This is a genomic window from Catellatospora sp. NPDC049133 (assembly GCF_040648455.1).
GTDB lineage: Bacteria > Actinomycetota > Actinomycetes > Mycobacteriales > Micromonosporaceae > Catellatospora > Catellatospora aurea.
The window spans coordinates 28876-51739 of record NZ_JBEZDT010000017.1; the positions used below are offsets into that span (position 1 = coordinate 28876).

The 22864-nt window shown below is 71.8% G+C and carries 26 protein-coding genes; 15 read left to right on the forward strand and 11 right to left on the reverse strand.

Annotated elements, in window-relative coordinates; translation table 11 throughout:
- Nucleotide 1 precedes the first annotated feature (1 nt).
- On the reverse strand, nucleotides 2-598 hold the full coding sequence (locus AB0B35_RS20280) for an ATP-dependent Clp protease proteolytic subunit (RefSeq protein WP_361047570.1): 597 nt from the start codon (nucleotides 596-598) through the stop codon (nucleotides 2-4).
- Nucleotides 599-837: 239 nt separating this feature from the next.
- Here AB0B35_RS20280 and AB0B35_RS20285 point away from each other — a divergent pair, with 239 nt between their 5' ends.
- Complete coding sequence (locus tag AB0B35_RS20285) at nucleotides 838-1071, forward strand: hypothetical protein (RefSeq protein ID WP_361047573.1); 234 nt, start codon at nucleotides 838-840, stop codon at nucleotides 1069-1071.
- Between the two features lie 238 nt (nucleotides 1072-1309).
- Here the strand turns inward: AB0B35_RS20285 and AB0B35_RS20290 are convergent, their stop codons facing one another.
- A complete protein-coding gene (locus tag AB0B35_RS20290; protein ID WP_361047576.1) occupies nucleotides 1310-2467 on the reverse strand; it encodes an ROK family protein in 1158 nt (385 codons plus the stop codon).
- Nucleotides 2468-2587: 120 nt separating this feature from the next.
- Here AB0B35_RS20290 and AB0B35_RS20295 point away from each other — a divergent pair, with 120 nt between their 5' ends.
- The 3 genes from AB0B35_RS20295 to AB0B35_RS20305 all read left to right on the forward strand — a co-directional run bounded on the left by AB0B35_RS20295 (nucleotide 2588) and on the right by AB0B35_RS20305 (nucleotide 5093).
- The gene (locus tag AB0B35_RS20295; RefSeq protein WP_361047579.1) at nucleotides 2588-3808 is read left to right on the forward strand and encodes an MFS transporter; all 1221 of its coding nucleotides are present in this window, start codon (nucleotides 2588-2590) and stop codon (nucleotides 3806-3808) included.
- Nucleotides 3809-3967: 159 nt separating this feature from the next.
- Nucleotides 3968-4252, forward strand: a complete 285-nt coding sequence (locus AB0B35_RS20300) for a pectate lyase (RefSeq protein WP_361047582.1) — start codon at nucleotides 3968-3970, stop codon at nucleotides 4250-4252.
- 232 nt (nucleotides 4253-4484) lie between these two features.
- Nucleotides 4485-5093: a hypothetical protein gene (locus AB0B35_RS20305; protein WP_361047585.1), complete on the forward strand. Its 609-nt coding sequence runs from the start codon at nucleotides 4485-4487 to the stop codon at nucleotides 5091-5093.
- A 72-nt stretch (nucleotides 5094-5165) separates the two neighbouring features.
- On the opposite strand, the gene AB0B35_RS20310 is transcribed toward AB0B35_RS20305, so the two are convergent.
- Together AB0B35_RS20310 and AB0B35_RS20315 are read right to left on the reverse strand one after the other, a co-directional pair.
- The gene (locus AB0B35_RS20310; RefSeq protein ID WP_361047588.1) at nucleotides 5166-6128 is read right to left on the reverse strand and encodes a hypothetical protein; all 963 of its coding nucleotides are present in this window, start codon (nucleotides 6126-6128) and stop codon (nucleotides 5166-5168) included.
- A 1-nt stretch (nucleotide 6129) separates the two neighbouring features.
- A complete protein-coding gene (locus AB0B35_RS20315) occupies nucleotides 6130-6474 on the reverse strand; it encodes a PadR family transcriptional regulator (protein ID WP_360528150.1) in 345 nt (114 codons plus the stop codon).
- A 76-nt stretch (nucleotides 6475-6550) separates the two neighbouring features.
- Here AB0B35_RS20315 and AB0B35_RS20320 point away from each other — a divergent pair, with 76 nt between their 5' ends.
- Entirely contained in the window at nucleotides 6551-8599 is a 2049-nt protein-coding gene (locus AB0B35_RS20320) for a hypothetical protein (protein ID WP_361047591.1), read from the forward strand.
- Nucleotides 8600-8651: 52 nt separating this feature from the next.
- Here the strand turns inward: AB0B35_RS20320 and AB0B35_RS20325 are convergent, their stop codons facing one another.
- Complete coding sequence (locus AB0B35_RS20325) at nucleotides 8652-11090, reverse strand: hypothetical protein (RefSeq protein WP_361047594.1); 2439 nt, start codon at nucleotides 11088-11090, stop codon at nucleotides 8652-8654.
- A 208-nt stretch (nucleotides 11091-11298) separates the two neighbouring features.
- On the opposite strand from AB0B35_RS20325, the gene AB0B35_RS20330 reads away from it, so the two are divergent.
- Genes AB0B35_RS20330 through AB0B35_RS20340 form a run of 3 tightly spaced genes read left to right on the forward strand, consistent with a single transcriptional unit; the run spans nucleotide 11299 to nucleotide 13213 of the window.
- Nucleotides 11299-12402: a hypothetical protein gene (locus tag AB0B35_RS20330; protein ID WP_361047596.1), complete on the forward strand. Its 1104-nt coding sequence runs from the start codon at nucleotides 11299-11301 to the stop codon at nucleotides 12400-12402.
- A complete protein-coding gene (locus AB0B35_RS20335; RefSeq protein WP_361047599.1) occupies nucleotides 12399-12710 on the forward strand; it encodes a hypothetical protein in 312 nt (103 codons plus the stop codon). Before AB0B35_RS20330 ends, AB0B35_RS20335 begins: the two co-directional genes overlap by 4 nt.
- Nucleotides 12707-13213: a hypothetical protein gene (locus tag AB0B35_RS20340; protein ID WP_361047603.1), complete on the forward strand. Its 507-nt coding sequence runs from the start codon at nucleotides 12707-12709 to the stop codon at nucleotides 13211-13213. The genes AB0B35_RS20335 and AB0B35_RS20340 overlap by 4 nt, the downstream gene beginning before the upstream one ends.
- An 84-nt stretch (nucleotides 13214-13297) precedes the next feature.
- Here AB0B35_RS20340 and AB0B35_RS20345 read toward each other — a convergent pair whose 3' ends face one another.
- Nucleotides 13298-15430, reverse strand: a complete 2133-nt coding sequence (locus AB0B35_RS20345; protein WP_361047606.1) for an MMPL family transporter — start codon at nucleotides 15428-15430, stop codon at nucleotides 13298-13300.
- A 90-nt stretch (nucleotides 15431-15520) separates the two neighbouring features.
- Between AB0B35_RS20345 and AB0B35_RS20350 the strand changes: the two genes are divergently transcribed.
- The 3 genes from AB0B35_RS20350 (at nucleotide 15521) to AB0B35_RS20360 (ending at nucleotide 17002) form a co-directional block, all read left to right on the forward strand.
- Nucleotides 15521-16024 (forward strand): MarR family transcriptional regulator, encoded by a 504-nt coding sequence (locus tag AB0B35_RS20350; protein ID WP_361047608.1) that lies wholly within the window; start codon nucleotides 15521-15523, stop codon nucleotides 16022-16024.
- Nucleotides 16025-16118: 94 nt separating this feature from the next.
- Nucleotides 16119-16499: a hypothetical protein gene (locus tag AB0B35_RS20355; RefSeq protein WP_361047610.1), complete on the forward strand. Its 381-nt coding sequence runs from the start codon at nucleotides 16119-16121 to the stop codon at nucleotides 16497-16499.
- A complete protein-coding gene (locus AB0B35_RS20360) occupies nucleotides 16496-17002 on the forward strand; it encodes a DUF427 domain-containing protein (protein ID WP_361047613.1) in 507 nt (168 codons plus the stop codon). Before AB0B35_RS20355 ends, AB0B35_RS20360 begins: the two co-directional genes overlap by 4 nt.
- A 193-nt stretch (nucleotides 17003-17195) precedes the next feature.
- Here AB0B35_RS20360 and AB0B35_RS20365 read toward each other — a convergent pair whose 3' ends face one another.
- A complete protein-coding gene (locus AB0B35_RS20365) occupies nucleotides 17196-17984 on the reverse strand; it encodes an anti-sigma factor (protein WP_361047616.1) in 789 nt (262 codons plus the stop codon).
- Complete coding sequence (locus AB0B35_RS20370; protein ID WP_361047619.1) at nucleotides 17941-18540, reverse strand: sigma-70 family RNA polymerase sigma factor; 600 nt, start codon at nucleotides 18538-18540, stop codon at nucleotides 17941-17943. Before AB0B35_RS20370 ends, AB0B35_RS20365 begins: the two co-directional genes overlap by 44 nt.
- Before the next feature lie 228 nt (nucleotides 18541-18768).
- Between AB0B35_RS20370 and AB0B35_RS20375 the strand changes: the two genes are divergently transcribed.
- The 4 genes from AB0B35_RS20375 (at nucleotide 18769) to AB0B35_RS20390 (ending at nucleotide 21937) form a co-directional block, all read left to right on the forward strand.
- Nucleotides 18769-19599 (forward strand): DUF4397 domain-containing protein, encoded by an 831-nt coding sequence (locus AB0B35_RS20375; RefSeq protein ID WP_361047622.1) that lies wholly within the window; start codon nucleotides 18769-18771, stop codon nucleotides 19597-19599.
- A 2-nt stretch (nucleotides 19600-19601) separates the two neighbouring features.
- On the forward strand, nucleotides 19602-20294 hold the full coding sequence (locus AB0B35_RS20380; protein ID WP_361047625.1) for a class F sortase: 693 nt from the start codon (nucleotides 19602-19604) through the stop codon (nucleotides 20292-20294).
- Nucleotides 20295-20522: 228 nt separating this feature from the next.
- Entirely contained in the window at nucleotides 20523-20930 is a 408-nt protein-coding gene (locus AB0B35_RS20385) for a hypothetical protein (protein WP_361047628.1), read from the forward strand.
- Nucleotides 20927-21937 (forward strand): hypothetical protein, encoded by a 1011-nt coding sequence (locus AB0B35_RS20390; protein WP_361047631.1) that lies wholly within the window; start codon nucleotides 20927-20929, stop codon nucleotides 21935-21937. Before AB0B35_RS20385 ends, AB0B35_RS20390 begins: the two co-directional genes overlap by 4 nt.
- 27 nt (nucleotides 21938-21964) lie before the next feature.
- On the opposite strand, the gene AB0B35_RS20395 is transcribed toward AB0B35_RS20390, so the two are convergent.
- From AB0B35_RS20395 to AB0B35_RS20405, 3 genes are read right to left on the reverse strand one after another with little or no spacing between them, the layout of a single operon-like run.
- The gene (locus AB0B35_RS20395; RefSeq protein ID WP_361047633.1) at nucleotides 21965-22147 is read right to left on the reverse strand and encodes a hypothetical protein; all 183 of its coding nucleotides are present in this window, start codon (nucleotides 22145-22147) and stop codon (nucleotides 21965-21967) included.
- A 42-nt stretch (nucleotides 22148-22189) separates the two neighbouring features.
- Nucleotides 22190-22576 (reverse strand): hypothetical protein, encoded by a 387-nt coding sequence (locus AB0B35_RS20400; RefSeq protein WP_361047636.1) that lies wholly within the window; start codon nucleotides 22574-22576, stop codon nucleotides 22190-22192.
- The gene (locus tag AB0B35_RS20405) at nucleotides 22548-22766 is read right to left on the reverse strand and encodes a hypothetical protein (RefSeq protein ID WP_361047639.1); all 219 of its coding nucleotides are present in this window, start codon (nucleotides 22764-22766) and stop codon (nucleotides 22548-22550) included. The genes AB0B35_RS20400 and AB0B35_RS20405 overlap by 29 nt, the downstream gene beginning before the upstream one ends.
- Between the last annotated feature and the right edge of the window lie 98 nt (nucleotides 22767-22864).

A 22864-nucleotide genomic window follows, 5' to 3' on the forward strand; every position in this document is an offset into this window, starting at 1 on the left:
CTTACACCCCCATCCGCTGCTTGACCACGCGCGGGCGGATGTCGTCGAGGCGTTCGACGATGTGATCGACCATCCCGTAGGCGAGCGCCTCCTGCGCGCTGAACCAGCGGTCACGCTGCCCGTCCTCGACGATGTCGGCCACCGGTCGGCCGGTGTGCTCGGCGGTCAGCGCGCTCATCAGGTTGCTGATCCGGTCCAGCTGCCCCGCGTAGATCTCCACGTCGGCGGCGGTGCCGCCCAGGCCGGCCGAGCCCTGGTGCATGAGGATCTGCGCGCTCGGCAGCGCGAACCGCTTGCCTGGCGTTCCGGCGCACAGCAGGAACTGCGCCATGCTCCCGGCCAGCCCCATCGCCACGGTGATCACATCGTTGGGGATGAGCCGCATCATGTCGTACACGGCCAGCCCCGCGAGCACGGACCCGCCCCGCGAGTTCAGGTACAGCGCGACGTCGCGGCGGGGGTCTTCGGCGGACAGCGCCAGCAGCTGGGCGCATATCCGGTTGGCGATCTCGTCCTCGACGTCGGATCCGAGCACGATGATGCGCTCGTGCAGCAGTCTTTTGCTGAATTCGTCGTCCAGCGTGGCGGTGACACCCATGTGTGCGCTCCTGTTCCTCGGGCTGTTCGTTCTCCACGATCAGGCCCGGGGGCGCGGTGCGCCAAGGCGATCTGCTGACAGCGACTTAGCCCAGAGCAGATCGGGTTGGGCAGGTCGACGTTGCGCAGAGGATTGTCCGGTCGCCGCCCCGGGCCGTGAGATGGACGCCGTACCGCGGCGGTCGACGACGTCTGGTCTCGGCCGCCGTGGCAGCCCCGCGGGCATCCTGCGGGGCTCCGGTGTCTGCACTGCGATATTCGGGAGCACCTGGTGCGCAGAACTCCGCGCTGGTCGACGGGGTCGCGGCCACGACGGTGGCGCTGCCCAACCAGGGTTCGGCGACCGCCTGGGCCACGGCGACGGTGCCGGTGCGGGTGCCCGCGGGGGCGCGGCTCGCGTTCCGTCTCGACGACGGGTACGTGGTCTGGATCGACTACATCACGCCGGGGCAGCTGCGGCCGTCACGGTCGTGAGCCGCCGCCTTCGCCGCTGACCCGGACGTGCTCGGGTGTGGACCTGAAGCTCCGTTTCTACTGCTCCGGCAGCGGGAACGGAGCTTCGGCCGTCGGTGCCGCACAGACTCAGCCGAACGTGTACGCGAAGACACCGGTGCTGAGCAGGACCATGCCGGAGGCGTTGACGAAAAGGTCGCGCGCACGGATGTGCATGCCGATGGCGACCAGGAAGTATGCGGACCTCCCGGCCGGGTGCTCAGATTCGGGCGCGGATCCACTCGGGTTGCAGGATCGTGTCGAAGGCGATCTCGGCCGCGCCGCGCAGCGGTCCGATCTCGCCGACGGTCGCGGCGAGGATTCGGGGCGGGTCGGCGCGCCGGAACGCCATCAGCCCTTCGGCGCAGGACTGTTCGATGAGGTCGCGCCGTAGCCGGATCAGGTCCACGCCGAGCCCGGACAGGGTGATCGCCTCGGGGTCGAGCGCGTTGGCCAGCGCGCCGAGCCCGCGGCCCAGGGCAGCGGCGTTGTCGTCGACGGCCCGGCCGGCCTCGGCGTCGCCGTCCTCGGCTCGGGCCAGGATCTCTTGTCCGAGCTGCCTGCCGGCACCGTAGCCGGGTTCTTTGCCGAAGCGGCGCAGCAGCGCGTTGGTTCCCACGTCGAGGCTCCAGCATCCGCGCACGCCGCACATGCACCGCAGGTCCGAACCGGTGAGCGGCATGTGTCCGAACTCGCCCGCCACGTTGTGCGCGCCGCGCTGGGCGTCCCCGCCCAGCAGCAGGGTCCCGCCGATGTCGAAATCGATGTGAAAGTGCAGGGCGGTCCCGGTGGAGCGCAGCGCTCCCCGGCGGGCCTCGGCCAGGCCCGCGAGCCGGGCGTCGTTGTCGACGACGGTCGGGGGCCAGTCGCCGCTGAGGTGGGCGCGTAGATCCACGTCGTCCCAGCCGAGGTGGGAGATGTGCAGGTGGCGCTGGTCGCGGATCGGGCCGGCGATGGCGATGCCGAGGCAGGCGAGCCGACCGGTGGCGTGTCGGCGGGTGGCTGCGCGGAGCGTGCCGAACACCGCGGGGGTGCGGTCGTGTTCGCCGCTGTCGAGCGTGGTCAGTTCTCCGCCGAGTTCGAGTTGCGCCAGGGTCCAGGTGTCTTCGCGGATGTCGGCGGCGAAAGCGACGGGTCCGTGCGGGTGGGGCAGGAGCAGGCTGGTCGGCCGGCCTCGGCCGGCGGCCTCGGCGGGGATCTCGTGCAGGAGTTCGGCCGCCTGGAGTTCACCGACCAGCGCGGCGGCGGTGTTGCGGCCGATGCCGAGCAGCCGGGCGGCGCCGGCGCGGGTGAGCGGCTCGTCGGCGTCGTGGACGGCGCGCAGGAGCCGGGCCTGGTTGTGGACGCGGAGGTCGGCGCTGGTCTGCAGCTGCGGCATGCCAGGCATTATCACCTGCCCACCGAATTTGTGCACGTCGAGGACATAAGTCTCGACTTCGGTGGCGCGCGCTGTTAAGTTCTTGGCGCGTACAAAATCATCGACTCGCGAAGGACATCCATGCGTTCCGACACCACCGCCCTGCGCCGAGCCCGCGGCGGCGTCTTCGGCACCTTCGCGACTTCCGGGTTCGTGATGGGCGCCTGGGCTGCCGCCCTGCCCTCCGTCGACCACCGGCTCGGGCTCGGCGCCGCCCGCCTCGGCACACTGCTCCTGCTCATCCAGGTCGTCGGCCTGGCCTCCATGATCGTCGCCGGGAAGATCGCCGATCGGATCACCACCCGCGGCCTGCTGCGCTGGACCGGCCCCGCCACCCAGCTGGTCCTCATCGCCCCGGCGCTCGCACCCGACTACCGGACGCTGCTGGTCTGCGCAGCGCTCTACGGCGTCGGCGTCGGTTTCGTCGAGGTGGGCCTCAACGCCCACTCCGTCGAACTCGAACGCCACTACCAGCGGCCGATCGTCTCGTCCTTCCACGGGTTCTGGAGCCTCGGCGGTGCCGCCGCCGGCGCGCTCACCTCCCTCGGCCTCACCCTCGGGCTCGGCAACCAGTCGATCCTGGTGATCGCCGCGCTGGCCTGCACCGCCGCGTTCGCCGCCTTCACCCGACCGCTGCTGGCGCCCCCGGGCCGGGCCGACGGCGACAGCGCCGCCCCGGCCAGGGCCGGCCGCCTCGGCGTGATCATGCTCGGGGCGATCTTCGTGCTGGGTCTGGGCGGCCACCTGATCGAGTCCGGCGCCGTCGACTGGGCCAACCTGCACGCCGCCCGCGTGCTGGACGCCGACGACGCGCTCGCGCCGCTGTCGTACACGGTGTTCGCCTGCGCCATGACGGTGTTCCGCCTGCTCGGCGACCCGATCCGGGCCAGGCTCGGCCCCGGACCGGCCTTGCTCGGCGCAGGAACCCTCGCCACCGCGGGCTACGCCCTCGTGCTGGCCTCCGGCGCGGTCGGCGGCCTCGCCCTGGCGTGGGCCGGGTGGCTGCTCGCCGGTTGCGGAATCGCGCTGATCGTTCCGGTGCTGTTCAGTGCCATGGGCCAAGCCGGTGGCTCGCCGTCGGACATCGCGCTGATCTCGATCTCCGGTTCGACCGGCATGCTGCTGGGTCCGGCCGCGATCGGATACATCGCCGACGCCGCCGATCTCACGGTCGCGCTGATGGTCCCCGCCGTGCTGGCGGCGGCGATCGCCGTGGCCGGCCCGATCACCATGCGCCGCCTGCCGAGTGGCGCGGTGCCGGAGACTGCCGAGGTCAGGACTTCCGTCGCGGCGGCCAGGTGAAGCGACGACGGTCCAACGGTCCTGGCCGCCATCGTCCGATGAGGAGGTGGCCGGCCGCAGCCGCCTGGTGTCCTCCAGCAGGTGGACCAGGTCGGAGAGCTGGGCGCTGGTGAGCCGCCGGGCGTTCCAGGCCAGTGCCGCGAGCTCGGCGCTGGCCGGGTGAGCCGTTGCCTGCTCGTGCACCGGGCCTGTGGCAACTGCTCCAGCTCGTACCAGCGCAATGTCAAGATCGATGATGCGATCCTGGACGACATCGACATGGTCGCCGGCATCGACGGCAACTGGGGTGACATCGCGACCATCACCCGGGTCACCCTGATCAACAGCTCCAGCGCGACCGTGTGCGGCAGGTACAAGGGCGTGCCCAAGGGCAGCGAGCCTTCCTACCTGGGCGAAGGCTGGAACGACAGCAACTGCAAGGTCAAGGAGTGCGACATCACCTAACGGTAGGCGCGCACCGGCCCGACCGAGCCCTGAAACGGGCGGCGTCCACCGACCGGTGGGTGCCGCCTCCACGCGGGTGGGCGTCGGAGCACGACGCTGTCGGCCGTTCCGGGAGAGACGAGGAGGCCGACGCCGTCCTGATACACAGTGCCGAGAACAGGACGTGTGTATCGACCGGCCACGTCGGCACTGGCTACGGTCGCGGCACATCCACCCGAGACCGGAGGCCGTGATGCTGCCCAACCCGCTCGCCAACGTCGCCGTCGTCAACCTGCCGAGCTGCGACATCCAATTCATCGTCCCGAACAGCAACCCGTTCGGCGACCAGGTGTTCCCGGGCCCGTGGCGGCCCTGGGAGGACATCGCCTGGTTCCACGGCACCGATGCCGGTGCCGCCGCGCAGATCGCCGCCGGCCGCCGCTTCAACCCGGCGGCGCCCGGTGGCTACGGCAAGAGCTACGGCCAGGGCAACTACTTCGCCTTCTGCCAGTGCCGGGCGGCCGGCTACGGCGAGTTCGTGTTCAAAGTGGACCTGACCGGCAAGAACCTCCTGCCCGTGACCTCCATCGAAACCATCGACCCGCAGAACCTGGCCCAGCGGATCCCCAGCCTCAGCGTGGCCCAGCACCAGTCGCTGGCCGAGGAGTTGCGCCGCTCGACCAAGCCCAACAAGTCGAACGTGGTGGCCCCGTGGGCGGAGCAGCAGGGGTTCGACGGGCTGTTCCTGCGCGGGATCGACGAGGTGTGCGTGGCGACGGTGTTCACGGCCGTGGCCGCGCCGAACGATCCGATCCAGCGGCTCAACAAGTGCACCGCGGACCACTCGAACCAGATCAGGTGACCGGATCCGTCCGGCCTCGCCGCCGGTCCGGCAAGGCGCTGAAGGTGCTGCGCCTGCAGGCCGGCTGATCGGTCAGGCCTGCACCACGGGCGGCCGAATCGCGGCGGAGGTGCGGCGCAGGGTGATCGCGATGTCGACGACGACGAACACGACGACCAGCAGGAGCCCGAACTTGGCGGCGCCGTCGGCGGCCTCGGCGACGAAGACGGGTCCGGCCGCGAGCCACCAGCTCAGCAGTACGAGCCAGCCCAGATTCAGGAACAGGCTGACGCGCCGGGTGCGTCTGTCCCAGCGCCCGGCGATCAGCACGGCTATGAGCACGCCGAAGCCCGCGGCCCACATCGGCAGCACCCATGCTGCCCGCTGGAGCAGGAACTGCTGATCGAAGGTGAACGCGTCGAGCAGCGGCTGCGGCAGGCCGGGGGCCCAGACGGCGAGCCAGGGCAGCGCGATCATGAGGGTGGCGCCGGCCGCGCCGGCGGCGAGCCCGAGCACGATCGCCGGTCGGCTGGCGTGGTCGCGGTCCACGGTGCGCCGTGGTGTCCACGGCTTGGCCTCGGTGCGGTGCCGGCCGAGCGCGGAGCTGATCAGCGTAAGGGTGATCAGGAAGCCGGGCCACCAGAACGAGCCCAGTCCCCAGCTGAGCCACCAGGCGGTCAACCGCCCCCACCAGGTGTCGGCGTAGATCCAGCCGTCGGCCTGGACCGGGCCGGTGAGGGCTGCGGGCAGCGTGATCGCCCATTGCAGGGCCAGGCCGCCCAGTGCCAGCCGGGCGAACCGCGGCGCGTCGGCAGGGCGGATGACGGTGAAGCCGGCGGGCCGGTAGCGGTCGGCGACCTCCTGCGGGTGCCCGAACGCGGTGAGCAGCTCCAGGGCCATGGCGGTGTCGGCGGGCCGGCCGCTGTCGGCGGCGCGCCCGTCGAGGTCCTCGTTCAGCAGGGAGCGGAGCTCGAAGCCCACGTCGTGGCGCTGGCGGCGCGGCAGGTGGCGCACGACGTCGCCGACGTATGTCTCGATGACGGCCTTGGGGTCCATGTCAGCCCTTCTCGTCCACTAGGAGGTCCATGACCGACGTCAGCGACCGCCAGGCTCCGGTCAGCTCGCGGTAGATCTCGGCGCCATGTGCGCTGAGCGTGTAGTAGCGGCGCGGGGGGCCGTCGTCGGCCTGCCACACGGAGGCGAGCAGTCCCTGGCTTTCCAGGCGCCGCAGGAGCGGGTAGAGGGTGCCTTCCTCGATCGGCATACCGCGTTCGGCCAGTGCCTGGCGTAGCGAGTAGCCGTACTGCTGGGTGCGCAGTTGCGACAGCACTGCCAGGACCAGCACGCCTTTGCGCAGGTCCTGTTCCAGCTTCGGCAACTGCCCGACGGGGCCATCTACCATGCGAGCTACAGTACATAGCGCCGCACAGTAAGGCAACGCTTGGCCGAGTGTCGGTGGCGTTCGGCATGATCCTCGCGTGATGGACGTGGGGGAGCTGCTCGCCGGGGTCGACGAGGTGCGCTGGAGCCGGATGCGGCACGCGTACGGTCCGGCGGCGGAGGTGCCCGAGCTGCTGCGCGACCTGGCCGACGCCGACCCCGCGGTTCGGGAGACCGCGCTCGACGCGATGTACGGGGGCATCCACCACCAGGGCGACGTGTACGCCTGCACCATCGAGGTGATCCCGTTCCTGCTGCGCATCGCCGCGGACGCCGGCCGGCCGGGCCGGGCCGAAGTGGTCGGACTGCTGGCGAGCATCGGCGGCGCGGACGATCCCGAACCCCGCACCGGCCTGTACCGGCGGGCACGGCAATCCGTCGCGGCCGGCTATCCCTTGTGGTCGGCACTGGCCCACGACCCCGACCCGCAGGTCCGTGCCGCTGTGCCCGCCGTGCTGCCGGTCTGCGCCGAGCAGGCGACGGACTGCGTCGACCTGCTGCGGGCGCGGTTCGTGATGGAAGAAGACCCGCGGGTACGGGTGGCGATCGTCGAAGCCGTTGCGGAATTCGCCAAACGGGGCACTGCCACGCAGGCGACCGGCGTGTGGATCGCCGACCTGCTCGCCCGCGACGAGGACGTGCAGGTGCGGATCACCGCGCTCGCCGCATCGGCGCGGCTTCCCGCGCAGCCCGGCTTGCCCCCGGTGCGGGTGCAGACGGCGCTGGAGCTGCTCGACGCCGTGTACACGCAGGAAACGCCGGTCGCCGATCCGGCCGGATTCACGACCGGCACCCTCCTCGGATCGATACGGCGTCTGCGCGAGGCCTCCGCCGCCGGACGCCGCGCGCCGCAGGCGGACCAGCTGGTACGCGCGATCAGCAATGGTCTGGCCGACCGGGTCGATGACCGCGTCGCCCTGCTGTCGGCGTTGCTGGCCTCGTCGGACTGGGAGCGCCGCATCGACGCCGTGTTCCCGGCGGGCAACCTCATCGACGGATGGCGCGGATCGTACGGCCAGATCGTGGCATTGATCGGTGACCGGCTGCACGACGACCACCCTGGTTTGCGGCCCCGGGCCACGCAGGTTCTGGAGAATCTGGGCGAGCTGGCGCGCCCGGCAGCCGACCCGCTGTTCGCGGGCCTCTCCCAGTCGCTACGGGTGGCCCACCATGCGAGGAGGACCGGCCAGCTGCCGTGGGTGGTGGAATGGCCGCAGGGTCTGCCGACCGTGGGACCGGCGTTGAGGGCGCTGGCCGGCGCCGGTGACCTGCGGGCGTTGCCGATGCTGCAGTGGGTGCTCGAACGTGATCAGATGCCGCGCGACGTCGGGCAGCTCATCGCCGGATACGGCGATGAGGCCGCCCAACTCGTGCCGGTCATCCGCCGGCGGCTTCGCAAGCTGCGCGACGACGAACGGCGCGACGACCTCGCGCACGCGCTCGCCGCGATGGGCCCGGCCGCCGCCGACGCGGTCCCTGACCTGTTGAAGCTGCCGGCGAGCTCGGCAGTGGTCAGGGCCCTCACCGCCGTCGGTCCGGCCGCGGCTTCGGCCATGCCCTGGCTCCGCGAACAGGTCGCAGCCTCCGACCGGCTGGTGGCCGCCGCGGCTGCCGAAGCGCTGCATGCCGTCGGAGGTGATGCCGCAGGGGCGTTGGCCGTCTACGACAGGTTCCTCACCGGGGATGTGTACGAACAGCGCGCTGCCGTGGACGGTCTCGGCCGGTTGGGGCCTCAGGCAGCCCCGTATGCGGGGCGGCTTCGCAAGCTGCTGCGTCGCAAGGATCCTTACGGCTGGCTCCGGCTGGGTGCGGCACGGGCCCTGTGGCAGGCCGTCGGCGAGACCTCGGCCGTCACACCGGTGCTCGAAGGTGTCTGGGACGCCAACCCGCATACCCGTACCGCGATCGCGCGGGTGTGGTCGGAGATGGGACGAGCCGCTGCCGATGCCGAGCCGCTGATCGAAGCCGAACTGAGCCGGGTGCGCAGGCACAACGCCGTCGAAGGCGGCTACGGCTCGGCCCAGGTCGTCGACGACGAGCGCCTCCTGCGCGCCTGCCGGGCAGCGCTGACGGCTGTGGCCGGGTGATGTCGCGCGCGGAGCAGGCCGACCGCGCCGCCCCGGGTCGGGGTGCCGCGGCTCAGGTCGAGGCCGGGTCCGGGACCGGGCCGGGCTCGGGCAGGCGCGGGTCCGGCACACCACCGGGCCGGGTCGCCGTGGCGGCCCGCTCCAGCAGCTCCTGTGCCCTGGCGAGCGCGTCGACGGCCGTGCGCGGCCGCGAGGCCAGCAGCTCGTGGTCGATCTCCCGGGCGGCCTCCCGGCCCATCCCGAGGTCCTGCAGCACCCGCTCCAGTTCCGCCGGCGCGACCACGTTGACGTCGGCGGCCAGCGTGACGACCCGGTCCTGGAAGAACGAGCCGTCCAGCCGCGACAGGCACCGGTACACCAGGGTCAGCAGCGGCAGCCGGTAGCGGTACAGGCGGCGGGCGCGTTCGGTGACCAGCAGTCCGTGCAGGCACCAGCGTTCGATGCGCCGGGCCAGGGCGTGCAGGTCGTCGCTCTGTCCGCGGACCCACTTGACGACGGTCGCGACCGGCCCGCCGGCCCGCGCCAGGATTCCCTGGGCGCGCACCTCGGTGAGGCTGCCGGCCTGGTCCCACAGCAGGGCCAGCCGCCGGGACAGGTCCGCGTCCGTGGCCTCCCATCCGCCGGCGGCCGCCGGGTCGTCGCGCATCGACTCCAGCGTCTCGGTCGAGCTGTCGCCCAGGAACTCCAGCAGACCCGACCGCATCGGGCGCCGCCCGTGGTAGCGGCGGCGGAACGCGCGCGAGCCGAGCCTGCCCAGCCTGAGCATGCGTACGGTCATGTAGACCGCGGACACCATGAGCACCAGCCCGATCACGATGCTGAAGTCGCCGGCGCCGGCGGCCTGCCGGGCCAGCACGTCGAATCCGCGCAGCTTCAGGTCCAGCGTCGCGTCCAGCACGGTGACCACGCCGACCAGCGCGATGATGATCGCGAAGGAGGCGCTGGCGCGCTGCATCGCGTCGGCCTCGCGCACACGCCGCTCGTCGAACGCCTTCGTGATCGCCTCCAGCAGGTCGCCGTACGTCCGCTGCACGAGCGTCGCCTGCTCGGCGACCTCGTCCACACTGCGGATCAGGCGGCGGATGAGGCCGGTCTGCGCCAGCGACGCCCGGATGCCCGACGGGTGGCTGTCGACGGCCCGTTCGGTGATCGCATCGTCGTACCTGTCCTCCAGTTCGGCGGCCGTCGCGTTGACCCGGGCCCGCAGCGCGTGCGTCAGGGTCGCCAGGTGGGCCAGGTCGGCGATGCCCTGCAGCAGCACCTGGTGCATGAGTTCCATCGTCGCGTGCACCTGCGCCAGGCCCCGGGCGCGGCGGATGGGCAGCTGGGCGGCCAGCCCGTCCCACAGGCGCGCCCCGCTCGTGGCCACCAGGTGGTAGACCTCCAGGTGGTTGCGCCACACATAGAGGTCGTGCTGCACGTGGTCGAGCAGGTCGCCGGTGCGGGCCTCCAGATCGGCCAGTTTCGTGACCATGACCAGCGCGTCCCGTTCCCGCCGCGGGCTGTCGTCGGGCGCGGCGGGCCCGACGACGATCACGTACAGCGGTGAGAAGTGCAGCCGGTCCGGTGTCGCCTTCCGGCCGACCCGCCGCACGGTCAGGAACTCGCCGTTGAGCACGGCCGCTGACACCGAGTCGTCACGGACGTCGCCGGCGAACACGATCTCGCGGGCCATCGCGGGCAGCGCGTCGTCGCCGGTGAGGTAGTGCTCCGGGTCGCGCCATGGCCCGTCCGGCCGCACCAGCCAGAAGTCCGCCTGCAGGTACAGGCGGTCGTGCACCCGGAAGGTGGCGTGCTCGAAGTACTCGCCGAGCAGCGCTTCGGCGGCCCGTGCCGCCTTGGCGTACGCCAAGCGCTGCCCGCCGTTCCAGCGCAGGCCCGCCGTCGTGTCGTTGGTCAACTCGGCGGGGCGGTTGCCCGGCGCCTGCGGCAGGTGCGTGTCCACCAGCACGCTGATGTGCCAGCGCAGCTTGTCGCGGGTCTGGTAGAGCCGGAAGTCGAAGGACACGTACCGGATCTCCGGGTGCAGGTCGACGCGTTGCAGCTCCGCCGACAGCACCAGGTCCTCGACGAGGGCTTCGAACCGCGACCGGTCGATGAAGATCCGGTAGCGGAACCTGCCGATCACCGCGTGCAGACCGTCGCCGCCGGCTCCGGTGCCTGCGCCGTCGCCGGACACGGTCCGCAGCGTGTCCTCCAGGCTGCCGTTCAGCTCGTCGACGAGCGGTGGGGAGTCCAGGCCCGGCACGAACTCGCCCACCTGCCACTCGCCCTCGGCCGACAGCGTGTCCCGGCGGATCCACGCCTGGCCCGGCAGGGTGCCGCCGGCGCGGTCCAGCAGCCGGTCCAGCAGCCCCCGCTGTGCTGCCAGCGGGTGCCTGGCGGCCCGCACGTCGTCGGCGGGCATGCCCTCGTCCGCCGAACCCGCCACCGGGACGATCCACGCCGACGTCGCCACGAGCGTCAACCGGTCCAGACCCGCACCGTCCATGGTCCCCACCCTCCCCGCACGGATACAGTGACCATTGTCGAACTCATTGTCCATGTCATGTGGACCGTCATCGCCGGACGAGTGGATGCCTGCGGCTGCCGAAGAGTGGCGCGTAGCCCGACGATCACACCTTCGGCGCGGCATCCGATCGACACCTTTGACGACCTTCTGTACGCTCACCGTCGTCCATGCCTTGGGGGAGGCCGCCGTGACGTTCGCTGTCGACATGAAGGCGCTGTACGAGGTGCCCGAGATGCTGGACCGGCTCGCCGAAGACGCCCGCCGGTGCAACGACTACGCCGGACAGGCCTTTGACTTCCCCTGGGGCCCGGGTGTCCTCAACCGCGTACGCGGTGATCACGCGCAGGCGCGGGCAGACGTGGCGTCCTTCTACACCGCCGTCGCCGTGCGGGCCGATCAGCTGGCACGCTCCGTGCGCGAGTCGCTGGTGATGTACCACGACACGGATCTGGCGACCGCCGCCGGGCTGGACGCGCAGCTGCCTGCGATGACCTACGACCACACCGCCGGCCGGTACCCGGCGCTGCGGCTCGACGTCGTGCAGGCGTCCCAACCGGAGCTCCTCGAACCGGCCGATCGCCTCGCGCCCGTGCCCGACTACCTGCCGCAGTGGCCGCACGAACCCGAGTGGAGCGACCTCGTCAGCCCCGCCGGCATCTGCCGGGACCTGGTCATGGGCGCGAACTGGATCGCCGTCCAGCTCGGCGTGGCCGACCGGGTCTACGATCCGCTCGACATGATCTCGAACTACCTGGTCGGCAACTGGTCGGGCATGCGGGCGTGCAGCGACGCGCTGGAGAACCTGCGCAGGGCGACGGCCGACCTGGCGTCCAACACGCAGTGGGCCGAGATCCGCGTCAACGCGTGCTGGCAGGGCAACGCCGCCGACGCGGCCTGGCTGCAGCTGCGCGACCTCGGCAGGGCGCTGGAGATCGCCGACCAGCCGCTGGGCGTGTGCCGCGACGCTTACCGCGACGTCTGCGAAGAGGTCAAGGAACTCGAAGAGATCTGCGAGCTGCTGCTGCTGGACGTCATCGATGCCGCCACCTTCGTCGCGCTGGGGGTCGCGACCGCGGAGACCGGTGTCGGTCCGGTGGTGTTCGGCGCGCTGGCGATCGCCGACGTCATCCAGGCGATGAAACGCATGAACGACCTGATCAGCACGATGCAGAAGGTCGAGGTCGTCGTCGACAGGTACGGCTCGGACGTCAAGATCGCAGGCGTGCTGCCGGAGCGGATGACCGAACGGGTACCCGCCGTGCCGGCGGCGGCTCAAGGAGCGAACCGATGACCGACGACCGCCCGCACGATGTCGAAGCCCGCAGGGAGAGCGTCGCCCGCTATCTGGAGACCCGAGTCGCCGAGCAGGTGAGCGACCCGCGGCACCGCAGGCGGTTCACGGCCGAGGCGCTGACCCGCAGCACGGATCCGACGGCCCGGGAGATCGGACGGCAGCTCGCGGACGGCACGGTGACCGCACGTGAGCTGGCCGCCTCGTCGGCGTACGCTCCATTCCTGCTGGCGAACCTGGAGAAGGCGAAGAGGTTCGACTACGGCAGGGCCATCCGCACGGCAATCGAACAGGACGGATCGCGATGACCGACGGTGCCGGTGGTCTGCTGCCTGAACGGCTCATCGCCGACAAGCTGAGCAGGCGGGCGACTCGCCTGTTCGTCATGTTCGTGGTCGTGTTCATCGCCTCGTGCGCGCTGACGGCCCTCGCCCGTCGGACCGGGACCGAACTGGCCGCAGGCGCGCCGTATGCGTGGAGCGAGGGAACGGTCTTCCTGCACAGCGAGGCGTCCGGCACGACCTGCGAGCTGACCGACGGTGCGACGACGACGTTCGTCGAGATGTCCCGCGACACGGGGGCGTGGGCGGGTGTCTCCGGGCTCGACCTGACGGCAAGGGCAGACGCCAGCATCAGGTGCGAGCAGCCGGTCGTCGTGACCGACGGCGCGGCGAGGATCATCACCTACCCGGCCCGGTTCGCGTGGGTGCTGGTGGTGGTCGGCTGCCTGCTGTTCCTTGCCTTTCTCGGAACACTCGGACGTCTGCTGCTCGAACGCCTGCGCGGCGGGTGGCAGCGGACGGGCATCTGACCGGAGCTGCCGTCGGGCGGTGTCTCCGTACCGTGCCGGCGGCTGCTGCCGGAGAGGGTGTCGGGCCCCTCCGGCAGCAGCCGGTCAGCGTCCGCTCGCGGCGGGATCGCGCTTCCACTGGAGATCGGAGTCGTGCGCCGGACGTGGCGCGTTGATCTCCGCTGGGCGCGGCGCGGGGCGCGACGGCCACCAGAACCGCTCGCCGAGCAGCAGTGCCAGGGCCGGCACGACCAGGGTGCGCACCAGCAGCGTGTCGAGCAGTACGCCGATGCCGACGATGATGCCCAGCTGCGTCAGCACGATGACCGGAAGCACGCCCAGCACCGTGAAGACCGCCGCCAGCAGTACTCCGGCGGAGGTGATGACGCCGCCGGTGGCGGACAGGGCCCGCAGCGTGCCCGCCCGGGTGTCCCCGCGGGCGGCGGTCTCCTCCCGGGCCCGGCTGACCAGGAAGATGTTGTAGTCGACGCCGAGGGCGACCAGGAACAGGAACGCCAGCAGCGGCACGCTGGCGGCGAGCGCGGGGATGTCCAGGGCGGCGAAGACCAGGCTGGCCGCGCCGAGGCTGGCGGCGTAGCTGAGCACGACCGTGGCCAGCAGCACCAGCGGCCCCACGATCGAGCGCAGCAGTGCGATCAGGACGATCAGGACCACGGCCAGGACCAGCGGGGCGACCACGGCGTTGTCGCGGGCGTTGGCGTCACGCTGGTCCAGGTCGGCGGCCGGCTGCCCGCCCACCAGGGCGTCGGTTCCGGCTCCAGCCGACAGGCCCTGCCGTAGTGCGGTGACGGCGCGGTCGGCGCCGGTGGTGCCGGATTCGTCGGACAGCTGCACCGGCAGCAGTGTCAGCGTGCCGTCGGTGGATGCTTCCGGGCGGCCGACGGCGGCGACCCCGGCCGTGCGGGCGGCGATGTCGGCGGCCTGCTGGGCGTTCACCGTGGAGACGATGACCTGCAGCGGCTGCGACGAACCGGCGGCGAAGTGGGCTGCCAGGGTCTGCTGCGCCTGGACCGATTCCACCTCGGTGCGGAACTGCTCGGTCTGCGACAGCCCGATCGTGGTCGTGAGCAGTCCTGCGGCGAGCGCGGCGAGAACGACGGCGGCGGCGGCCAGGACGCCGACGGGTCGACGGCCGACGAGCCTTGCCACCCGGGCCCAGATTCCGGTCTCGCTGGTCTCGGCGCTGCCGGCGACGGGCACCAGCGGCCAGAACGCGCCGCGAGGCAGCAGTGCCAGGGCGGCGGGCAGCACGACGAGTCCGAACACCAGGGCCACGGCCACGCCCGCGGCGGCGGCGATGCCGAGAGTCCGGTTGCTGGTCAGCACGGCGGTGACCAGGGTCAGCAGGGCCAGGATGACCGTTGCGGCGCTGCCGACGATCGCCGGGCCCGCTGCCTGCACCGCGGCTGCCAGCGCGGCTCGCCGGTCGGTGGTGCGGCGCAGTTCCTCGCGGTAGCGGGAGATGAGCAGCAGGGCGTAGTCGGTGCCGGCGCCGAAGACCAGTACCGAGACGATTCCGGCGATGGAGGCGTCGGTGGGTTCGCCGATCAGGTGCCCGATCCACGGCAGCAGCTTGGCGACCAGCTGGTCGCCGAGCCCGATCACGGTCAGTGGGACGATCCAGAGAATCGGGCTGCGGTAGGTGATCAGCAGCAGCAGCGCCACCACGATCGCCGTGGCGACCAGCAGGGTGACGTCGGCGCCGGCGAACGCGGCGGAGATGTCACGGCCGAAGGCCGCACCGCCGGTGACCTGTGCGCTGATCCCGTCGGGCAGGCCGGTGCCGTCGCGCAGCAGGGCGCGCAGGCCGTCGACGGTGCTGTCACGCGCCTCGTCGGAAAGGTCGGCCCGCAGCGGTACGACCTGGAGCGCGGCCTGGCCGTCGTCGGCGTACGCGATGGGCGGCAGCGTGCCGACGTGCTCGCGGTCGGCCACGGCCGTCCGCAGGGTTGCCAGGGCCTGGCGGTCGGGCTCGGTGAGCGCCGCGCCGGGGCGTTCGAACACGATGATGGCGGATTCGGCGCGGCCGCTGGCGAAGCGGTCCATCAGCTCGGTGACCCGGGTCGACTGCTTGCCCTCGGGCAAGCCGTCGGTGGGCCCGGCGGCGGGCTGGGCGGGGCTGGTGAGGAACACCAGCGTGGCGACTGCCGCGGTGGCGAGCAGGATGACGGCTGCGCCGACCCGGCCGGCGATCCACGTGGCGATACGCGCACCCATGATCTGGGCTCCTGTTCGGGAGATCCTCGTTGAGGATGCAAAGGTTCGATAGTCGAATGGTTCGACGATCGAAATGCTATAGTGCTCGCCATGCGAGAGCAAACGGGGCCCCCTGGTCGGGCCGCCGCGCTCGACGAGGTCGCCAGGGCCCTGCAGGTCAGCGCCGTGGAGAGCGACGTGTTCGTCGACGTGTTCGCCCGAGCCCACCACCTGGGCCGCAGCGACCTCAACGCGATCATGTGGATCGCCGCGAGCGCCGAGCAGGGCCGGCCGCTCACCGCCGGCGAACTCGCCGCACGTCTCGGCCTGGGCGCCTCGGCGACCACCTCGCTGATCGACCGGCTGGAAGGCGCCGGGCACGTCGAGCGCATCCGCGACCCGCGTGACCGCCGCCGGCTCACCCTGTCGATGAACGACACCGCGCTCGCGATGGCACGGGAGTTCTTCCAACCCCTCGGCCGGCGTATGGCCGAAGCCCTCGCGGACCTGCCGACCGAGGACTTGCTGGTGGCCGCCGAGGTGATTCGCCGGATGACTGGCGCGATCGTCGCCTCGCGGGAGGCCGCCCGCGCCGACCGCCCCGAGCCGCGCTGAGCCCGGCCGCCGCCGGGCCAATATTCGACGCGCAAATCGACGCAATAGTGGGCCAGGGGTCGCGCTGCCCACCGGCGGCAGTGACGATGAAGACGTGGCCGGCGATCACGGCCGCAGGCACTCGCAGCCGGAGGAAGTCATGGGCATCGACGAGAAGATCAGCAACCTGTCCCGCCGGTGCGCCGGACGCTCGATGGAACTGGTCGGCAAGATCACGCACAATTCGCGCTGGCAGCTCACGGGCTACACCACCTGGCTGTCGGCCTGCGACGACGCCATCCGCGAGAAGGCCAAGGACGAGGCCAAGGCGATGGCAGCGGTGTCCTCGTACTGGTCGACATACCCGACGGCGCCGGAGACCAGCCCGGCGGCGGCCGTGCTCGAACGCGTCGTCCCCGCCGATTCGCCTGCCACCGCGCAGCTCGGCACCCGACCTGACTACCTGCGGATACCTGGCGGACCGGTGCCGCGATGACGACCGCACCCGCTGGGCGCGGCGTCGGCGGACCCCGCCCGGCAGCCGAGAACGTGTGGGACTACCCACGGCCACCGCGCTGGGAGCGCAGCGCCCGCCGGATCACCGCGACGCACCGAGGGCGGGTCGTCTTCGACACCCGGCAGGCTGTCAGAGTGCTGGAGACCTCGCACCCGCCGGTCTACTACGTCCCGCGCGACGCGGTGCTGCTCCCACTGCGGCCGTCCGGACGCAGCACCTACTGCGAGTTCAAAGGCGCCGCCGGCTACTGGGACCTGGTCGTCGGCGACGTCGTCGTGCCGCAGGCAGCCTGGTCGTACGAGGCACCGACGGCCGGCTACCAGGAACTCGCCGGCCTGCTCGCGTTCTACCCGTCGAAACTCGACACGTGCCTCGTCGACGGCGAACCTGTCATGCCGCAGGCAGGTGACTTCTACGGCGGCTGGATCACCCGTGACCTCGCGGGCCCGTTCAAAGGCGGGCCCGGCACCGCCGGCTGGTGACTCCCGAGTGAGGGGTTCACCCGTTCAGCACGCCACCCTGGCCAGGACAACGTGATCATTGCGGACTTCTCCGACCATGGCGAACGCCGAACGGTCGACATCGCAGCAGAAGGTCAGATCCTTGGGTCTGCGGTGCAGCGCGCCTGCCGTTCCTGACGAGGTGCAGCTCCCACGCGAGCTCGCCCGCGTGGGCTCAGGTGAGCAATCCGCGCAGCAGGCTGTCACCGGAGTGGGCGGTGTTGTTGTCGAAGTGCTCGGCGGACACGTCGACCAGCCGGTACGCCGCCAGGTCGGCGTTGGCCGGCAGGCTGAACTCGCCGTCGGCGCCGGGGCCGAGGGTGCCGACGGAGAACATCTTCATCGTGTCCGGGTCGATCAGCCATACCTCGTAGTAGCCGTCGACCGCGGGCAGCCCGGCCACGTGCAGGCGCAGGCGATTCCCGGCGACGACGTCGGCGCTGCCGGTCGCCGAGGCGGGTGTGTCGCCGTAGGCCGTCAGCGCCGCTGCTGCGAGCACTGTCGGCTGTGGCGGCCTGTCCCACCAGACGCCCGCGACGGCACCGGCGGCGACGGCGGCGATGACGCCGGCGGCGAGGGCGAGCTTGGCCAAGCCGCGCCGCTGTCGGGCCGGACCCGCGGCGGCGGGAGGGCGATTGTCGGTGGGGCGGACCGGGCCGCGCGGCCCGGAGCCGGCGTCGGGTGATGCGGCAGCGTCAGACGTTCGGCCTGACGGGGCGGCAGCGGTGCCGGTCGCGGCCTCGGCCAGGCCGGCCTGCGCGGCTATGGCACTCCACAAGCGAGGCGGCGGTGGTGGCAGGGCGCGCAGCGGTCGTGTGTGGGCTACCACGCCGGCCAGGCGCCGCAGTTCGGCCACCTCGTCGCGGCACGTGTCGCAGGAGGTCAGGTGTGCGGCTGCGGTCGTCTGCTGCGACGGCTCGTCAAAGGCGAGCAGAGTCAGCTGCTCGGTGTCCAGATGGCGCATCGTCCACCTCCCATCGCCGTTTGATCGCCGCCATGCCGCGACGGATGTGGCTTTTCACCGTGCCGAGGGCAAGCCCGGTCGTCTCGGATATCTGCTGGTGGGTGAGGTCGTCGTAGAAAGCCAGTTCGAGCACTCTGCGCTGGTCGTCGGGCAGTCTCGCCAGCTCGTCGGCGACCACCAGCTGCTCGACGACCTCCTCTGCGGACGCGGCCGGCGGCGGCTCGGGCTGCCGCCGGATCGCGTCCTCGACCCGTTCAGCCCGCTGCTGCACCCGCACCAGGTCGATGACCTTGCGGCGGGTGATGGCCAGCAGCCAGCCCAGCAGGCTGCCGCGGGCCGGGTCGAAGCTGTCGCGTGCCAGCCATGCCGACACGAACACCGCCTGGGTGATGTCCTCGGCGTCGGCGCGGCTGCGCAGCAGCCGCGTGGCCAGGTGCAGCACCGCGGACCCGTACTGGTCGTAGGCCTCCCGGAGCGCGGACTCGTCCCCGGCGGCGAACCGGACCGCCACGCCGTCAGCGACGACGGCGGTAGCCTGATCGCGCTGCGCAGTCACTGGACAGGCCGCCTTCCATCGGGTCGCCAAGACTCTACCCGCCACGGCCACCACGCTTCCTCGGCCTGTCGCGCACACCCCTACAACGCCTGATACGACCGGCAACGCACTGCCGGATGCATCCCGTCGTCAATGTCACTGGCCGCATCCGCCGTCGGCGCGGGCGTCGTAGCCCCCGATGACGGCGAGTTCAGCCGTCCGAAGCAGACGACGATCCAAGGAGAAGCGATGCGCAGCCTGAACATCCACCGCATCCTGGCGCTGGGCGCGGTGGCCGCCGCCGTGACCGCGACCGCCGGCCTGGCCACCGCGACACCAGCGTATGCGGCCACGTCGAAGGTGTCGGTGGTGCACGGCATCCCCGCCACGCCGGTCGACGTGTACGTCAACGGCAAGGTGACGTTGAAGGACTTCAAGCCCGGCGACGTCGCGGGCCCGCTGGACCTGCCCGAAGGCAGCTACGACCTCGACCTGACCAAGCCCGGCGAGCCGATCGACAAGGCGATCCTGTCCGTCGACGGCGCGAAGGTCCCCGGCGGGGCGAACATCAGCATCGTCGCGCATCTCGACGCCGCCGGCACCCCGAAGATCACGCCGTTCGTCAACGACGTCAGCAAGGTCGGCGCGGGCAAGGCGCGCCTGATCGTGCGGCACACCGCCGCCGCTCCGGCCGTCGACGTGCGCGCCGGTGGCACGCCGGTGTTCAAGGGCCTCACCAACCCCGACGAGGCCAAGGCCGACCTGCCCGCCGGGACCGTCAGCGCCGACGTCGTGCTCGCCGGCACCACCACCGTGGCGATCCCGGCCACCGACGTCGACCTCAAGGAGGGAACCGCGACGATCGTGTACGCGACCGGCTCGGCCGAGGGCAAGAACCTGGGCGTCGTCGCCCAGGTGATCACCGGTCTGCACTCGGCTCCCGGTGGCGTTCCCAGCGGCGACGGCGGCCTGGCCGACGAGTCCGGTATGAGCGCGTGGTGGCTGGCAGCGGCCGCTGCCGCGCTGCTGCTGGCCGTCGGCGGCGGCGTCCGGATGGCGACCCGGCGCACCACACGATGACCATGCCCCGCCCCTACGGCGCGCCCCGCGACACCCGCGGGGCGCGCCGCCCCGGCGTCACCCGCCGCCACGCCTTGCACCTGTTCGGCGGCATGTCGCTGCTGGCCGCCGCAGGCTGCCGCGCCGACGCCGACGACCCCGCTCCGGCAGTCGACGGCCTGGTCGGCGACTCATCGTCACCGACCGCGCTGACACCGGGCGTCGCGGTCCCCGTGCAACCGGGAGTGCTGCCCACGGGCGGGCCGACGATCGCGCCGGCCAGGCTGGCCATCCCCGCCATGTCGCTGAACGCCCGGGTCGAGCCGGTCGGCATCGACGCCCGGACCGGTGACTTCGCAGTCCCGCCCAGCGTCGACCGGGTCGGCTGGTACCGGTACGGGCCAGGGCTGGAGGCGACCGCCGGGTCGATCGTGATCGCCGGACACGTCGACAGCGCGACTCAGGGCAAGGGAGCCTTCTTCGGGTTGCGGGATCTGGACGAGGATGACCCGGTGACAGTATGGGACGCCCGCGGCGGCTCCGCGGCCTTCCGGGTCGTGGCGGTGGAGCAGTACCGCAAGACCCGGATCCCGCTGGACAGATACTTCGCCCGCGACGGCGCGCCGCGCCTGACCCTGATCACCTGCGGCGGCCCGTTCGACAAGGCAACTCGCCACTACCGCGACAACATCGTCGTCACCGCGACGCGATCCTGAGGCGGCAGGCGTCGGTTCTGTGCCCGGCCGCACCTGGACAGACGGGAGAACCGGTGGCACCGCCGGTGTATGCGGCCACCCAGCCGCGGCGGCGGCGATCGACCGTCACCCGCGGGACTTCGTTAGGCTCTGTTGTCCGGCGCAAGGCCCCAGGCAGATCCTCTCAGCCGCAGGGCTGTCAGCCGCTGCGTACTGTCCCATCACGACCGTCATCGCACTGGAGGACACATGGAGCGAGAAGAAGGCGCGGACGATCGTGACGCGCTCGATCCGGACGTGACTCCGGAAGCCTTCCCGCGGTGGCTCGCGGAACAAGGGCTCACACCGTCGAGCGCCGCGGCAGCCGGTCCGGTCGCGGCCTGGCCGGAGGTCGTCCCGTCCCCGCGCCCGGAGCAGGGCGACTCGGCGCCGGTGTCGGCGCGGCCGCCAGGCCCGGACCTCTATCAGCCTGCCCCGACCTGGAGCCCCAGCCCGCCGCCTGACCTGCCGGTCGGCCTCGACGCGCCCGGGGGGCCGCCACCCGGCCCGGATCTCGCCGCCGGCTGGTCTCGGCGCACCACGACCGCCGGGCCGCTGTCGGCCGATACCCCGAGTGTGCTCACGCGGCTGCTGCGGCGTATGCGCGGTGGTTCGTGAGCGACATCGCCAAAGGGATTCTCGGCGGAGGATGGGGCCTGGTCGTCGGGTGGATCCTGCCGACACTCATCAACGTCGCGCTGTTCATCGCGCTGGCACCGGCGGTGTCCGGTCTGTCGGTCGGCGACCTGCTGAGCGGATCCGCCACGCCGACCGTCGCCGTCCTCGGCGTCGGAGTGCTGGTGGCAGGGCTGGTGCTGGCGGCGATCCAGAACCTGCTCTACCGCATCCTCGAGGGTTACACGCTGTGGCCGGCGGCCCTGCAGCGCTGGGGCCGTCGACGCCAGCTCAGCCGCAAGCACCTGCTCACCGACCGGCACGACGCCATGCGTCTCGCGGCGGCCGAGGCCGCGGGCCAGGATGTCGCGGAGGCAATCGCCCCGTATCGCGCCCACGGCAGGCTTTCGCGGTACGCCCGTCGCGGCGAGGTCTCCGCCGTCGCGATCGGTCTGGCAGCCGAGCGCCTGCGCCGCTATCCGATCGACGACGAGCAGATCGCCCCCACCCGGCTGGGCAATTCGATCCGCAGGCTGGAGGAGTATGCCTGGAGCAGGTTCGGGCTTGACTCGCAGATCCTGTGGAGCGAGCTCGTCAGCCTGGTCGAGGAGCAGGCGCGCAAGGACGAGGCCGCGGCTCGTGCCAACGTCGACTTCTTTGTGTGCATGCTGTCCGGCCACGTGCTGCTGTCGCTCACGCTGACCGGATTGTGGCTCGCAGGCACCGTCAGCGGGCCCGCACCGCTGGCCGGGGCAGCAGCTCTGCTGGTGGCGGCCCGCATCTGGTACAGCGCGGCGGTCGGCGCGGTGGACAGCTGGGACGGTGCCGTGCGGGCGATGGTCAACCTCGGCCGACAGCGGCTCGCCGAGGCGTTCGGGCTGGTGATGCCCGCCACCCTGGCCGACGAGCGGGCGATGTGGCAGCACGTGGCCCACCTGGTCCGGCATCCCGCTGATGCCGAGGCGACAACGGCACTGGACGGGTACCGCAGGGCGGCCACGCAGCCGTGAGCGATCGCCGGCGCTGGGTCCGACGGCTCATGCGGGCTCGCGTACGCGTCCCGGATCGCCGCCGGGGTCCTCATCGCCCGGCATCGGCTCGACCGGTGCCGCGGGCAGCACCTCCGGCGTGCCCGGCAGCAGCACGCCGGGATCGTCGGGCACGGGTTCGGACGGATCGATCGGCGGGTACTGCGCGGGATCGAGGTTCGGCTGGCTCATGCACCCGGTATTACCGGATCGCGGCGGTGCTAATCGGCCGGGTCACCGACGGGACGTGCGGCGGGCGAGCACGCGCAGGGCAGCGGCGCGCGGCAGCAGGCGCAGCCCGGCGGTGCTCCACCAGCGGTGCACCCGCCCGTCGTGCCAGTAGATCCGCAGCAGCCAGGTTCCGTCGGCGCGGCGGACCTCGACGCGTCCGAGTGCTCTGAGAAGCGGCGCTGCCGCGGCGCGCGACATCGCGAGCTGCGGCAGCTGTGCCAGGGCGAGCGCCGGATCGGCGAAACTCACGACGAGCGGGTGCCCCGGCTCCGCGTCGAGGCGACCGGTGGTGTGCCGGCCTCCGGCGTGGACCGTGACGTCGACACCCCCGGAGATCCGGATCGGGCTGCCCGGCCGGCGACTAGCGGCGTGGCGCGTCGTCGTGGTCACTGGTGCTGATTTCGAGTGTGCCGTTGAGGACCCAGGTGGCTCGGGGCGAGTCGGGTCCGGTCCGGCGGGGGACGTGCACCTCCATGTCGCGGAAGTTGTAGGAGATGGCCGCGTGCCTCCTGGTGAGGAAGTCCCACATCTCCTTGCCGAAGTCGGCGATCTGCACGTCGTCATGCACTGTCGCGGTCATGGCCGCCGTCCTTTCCTGGCGAGCGCGCTCGGATGGTTGTCTCCGTTCGAGCATCGCCGGTGGGCGGTGGGCGTAGGCGCAGGTCCCGGATTCTGCGT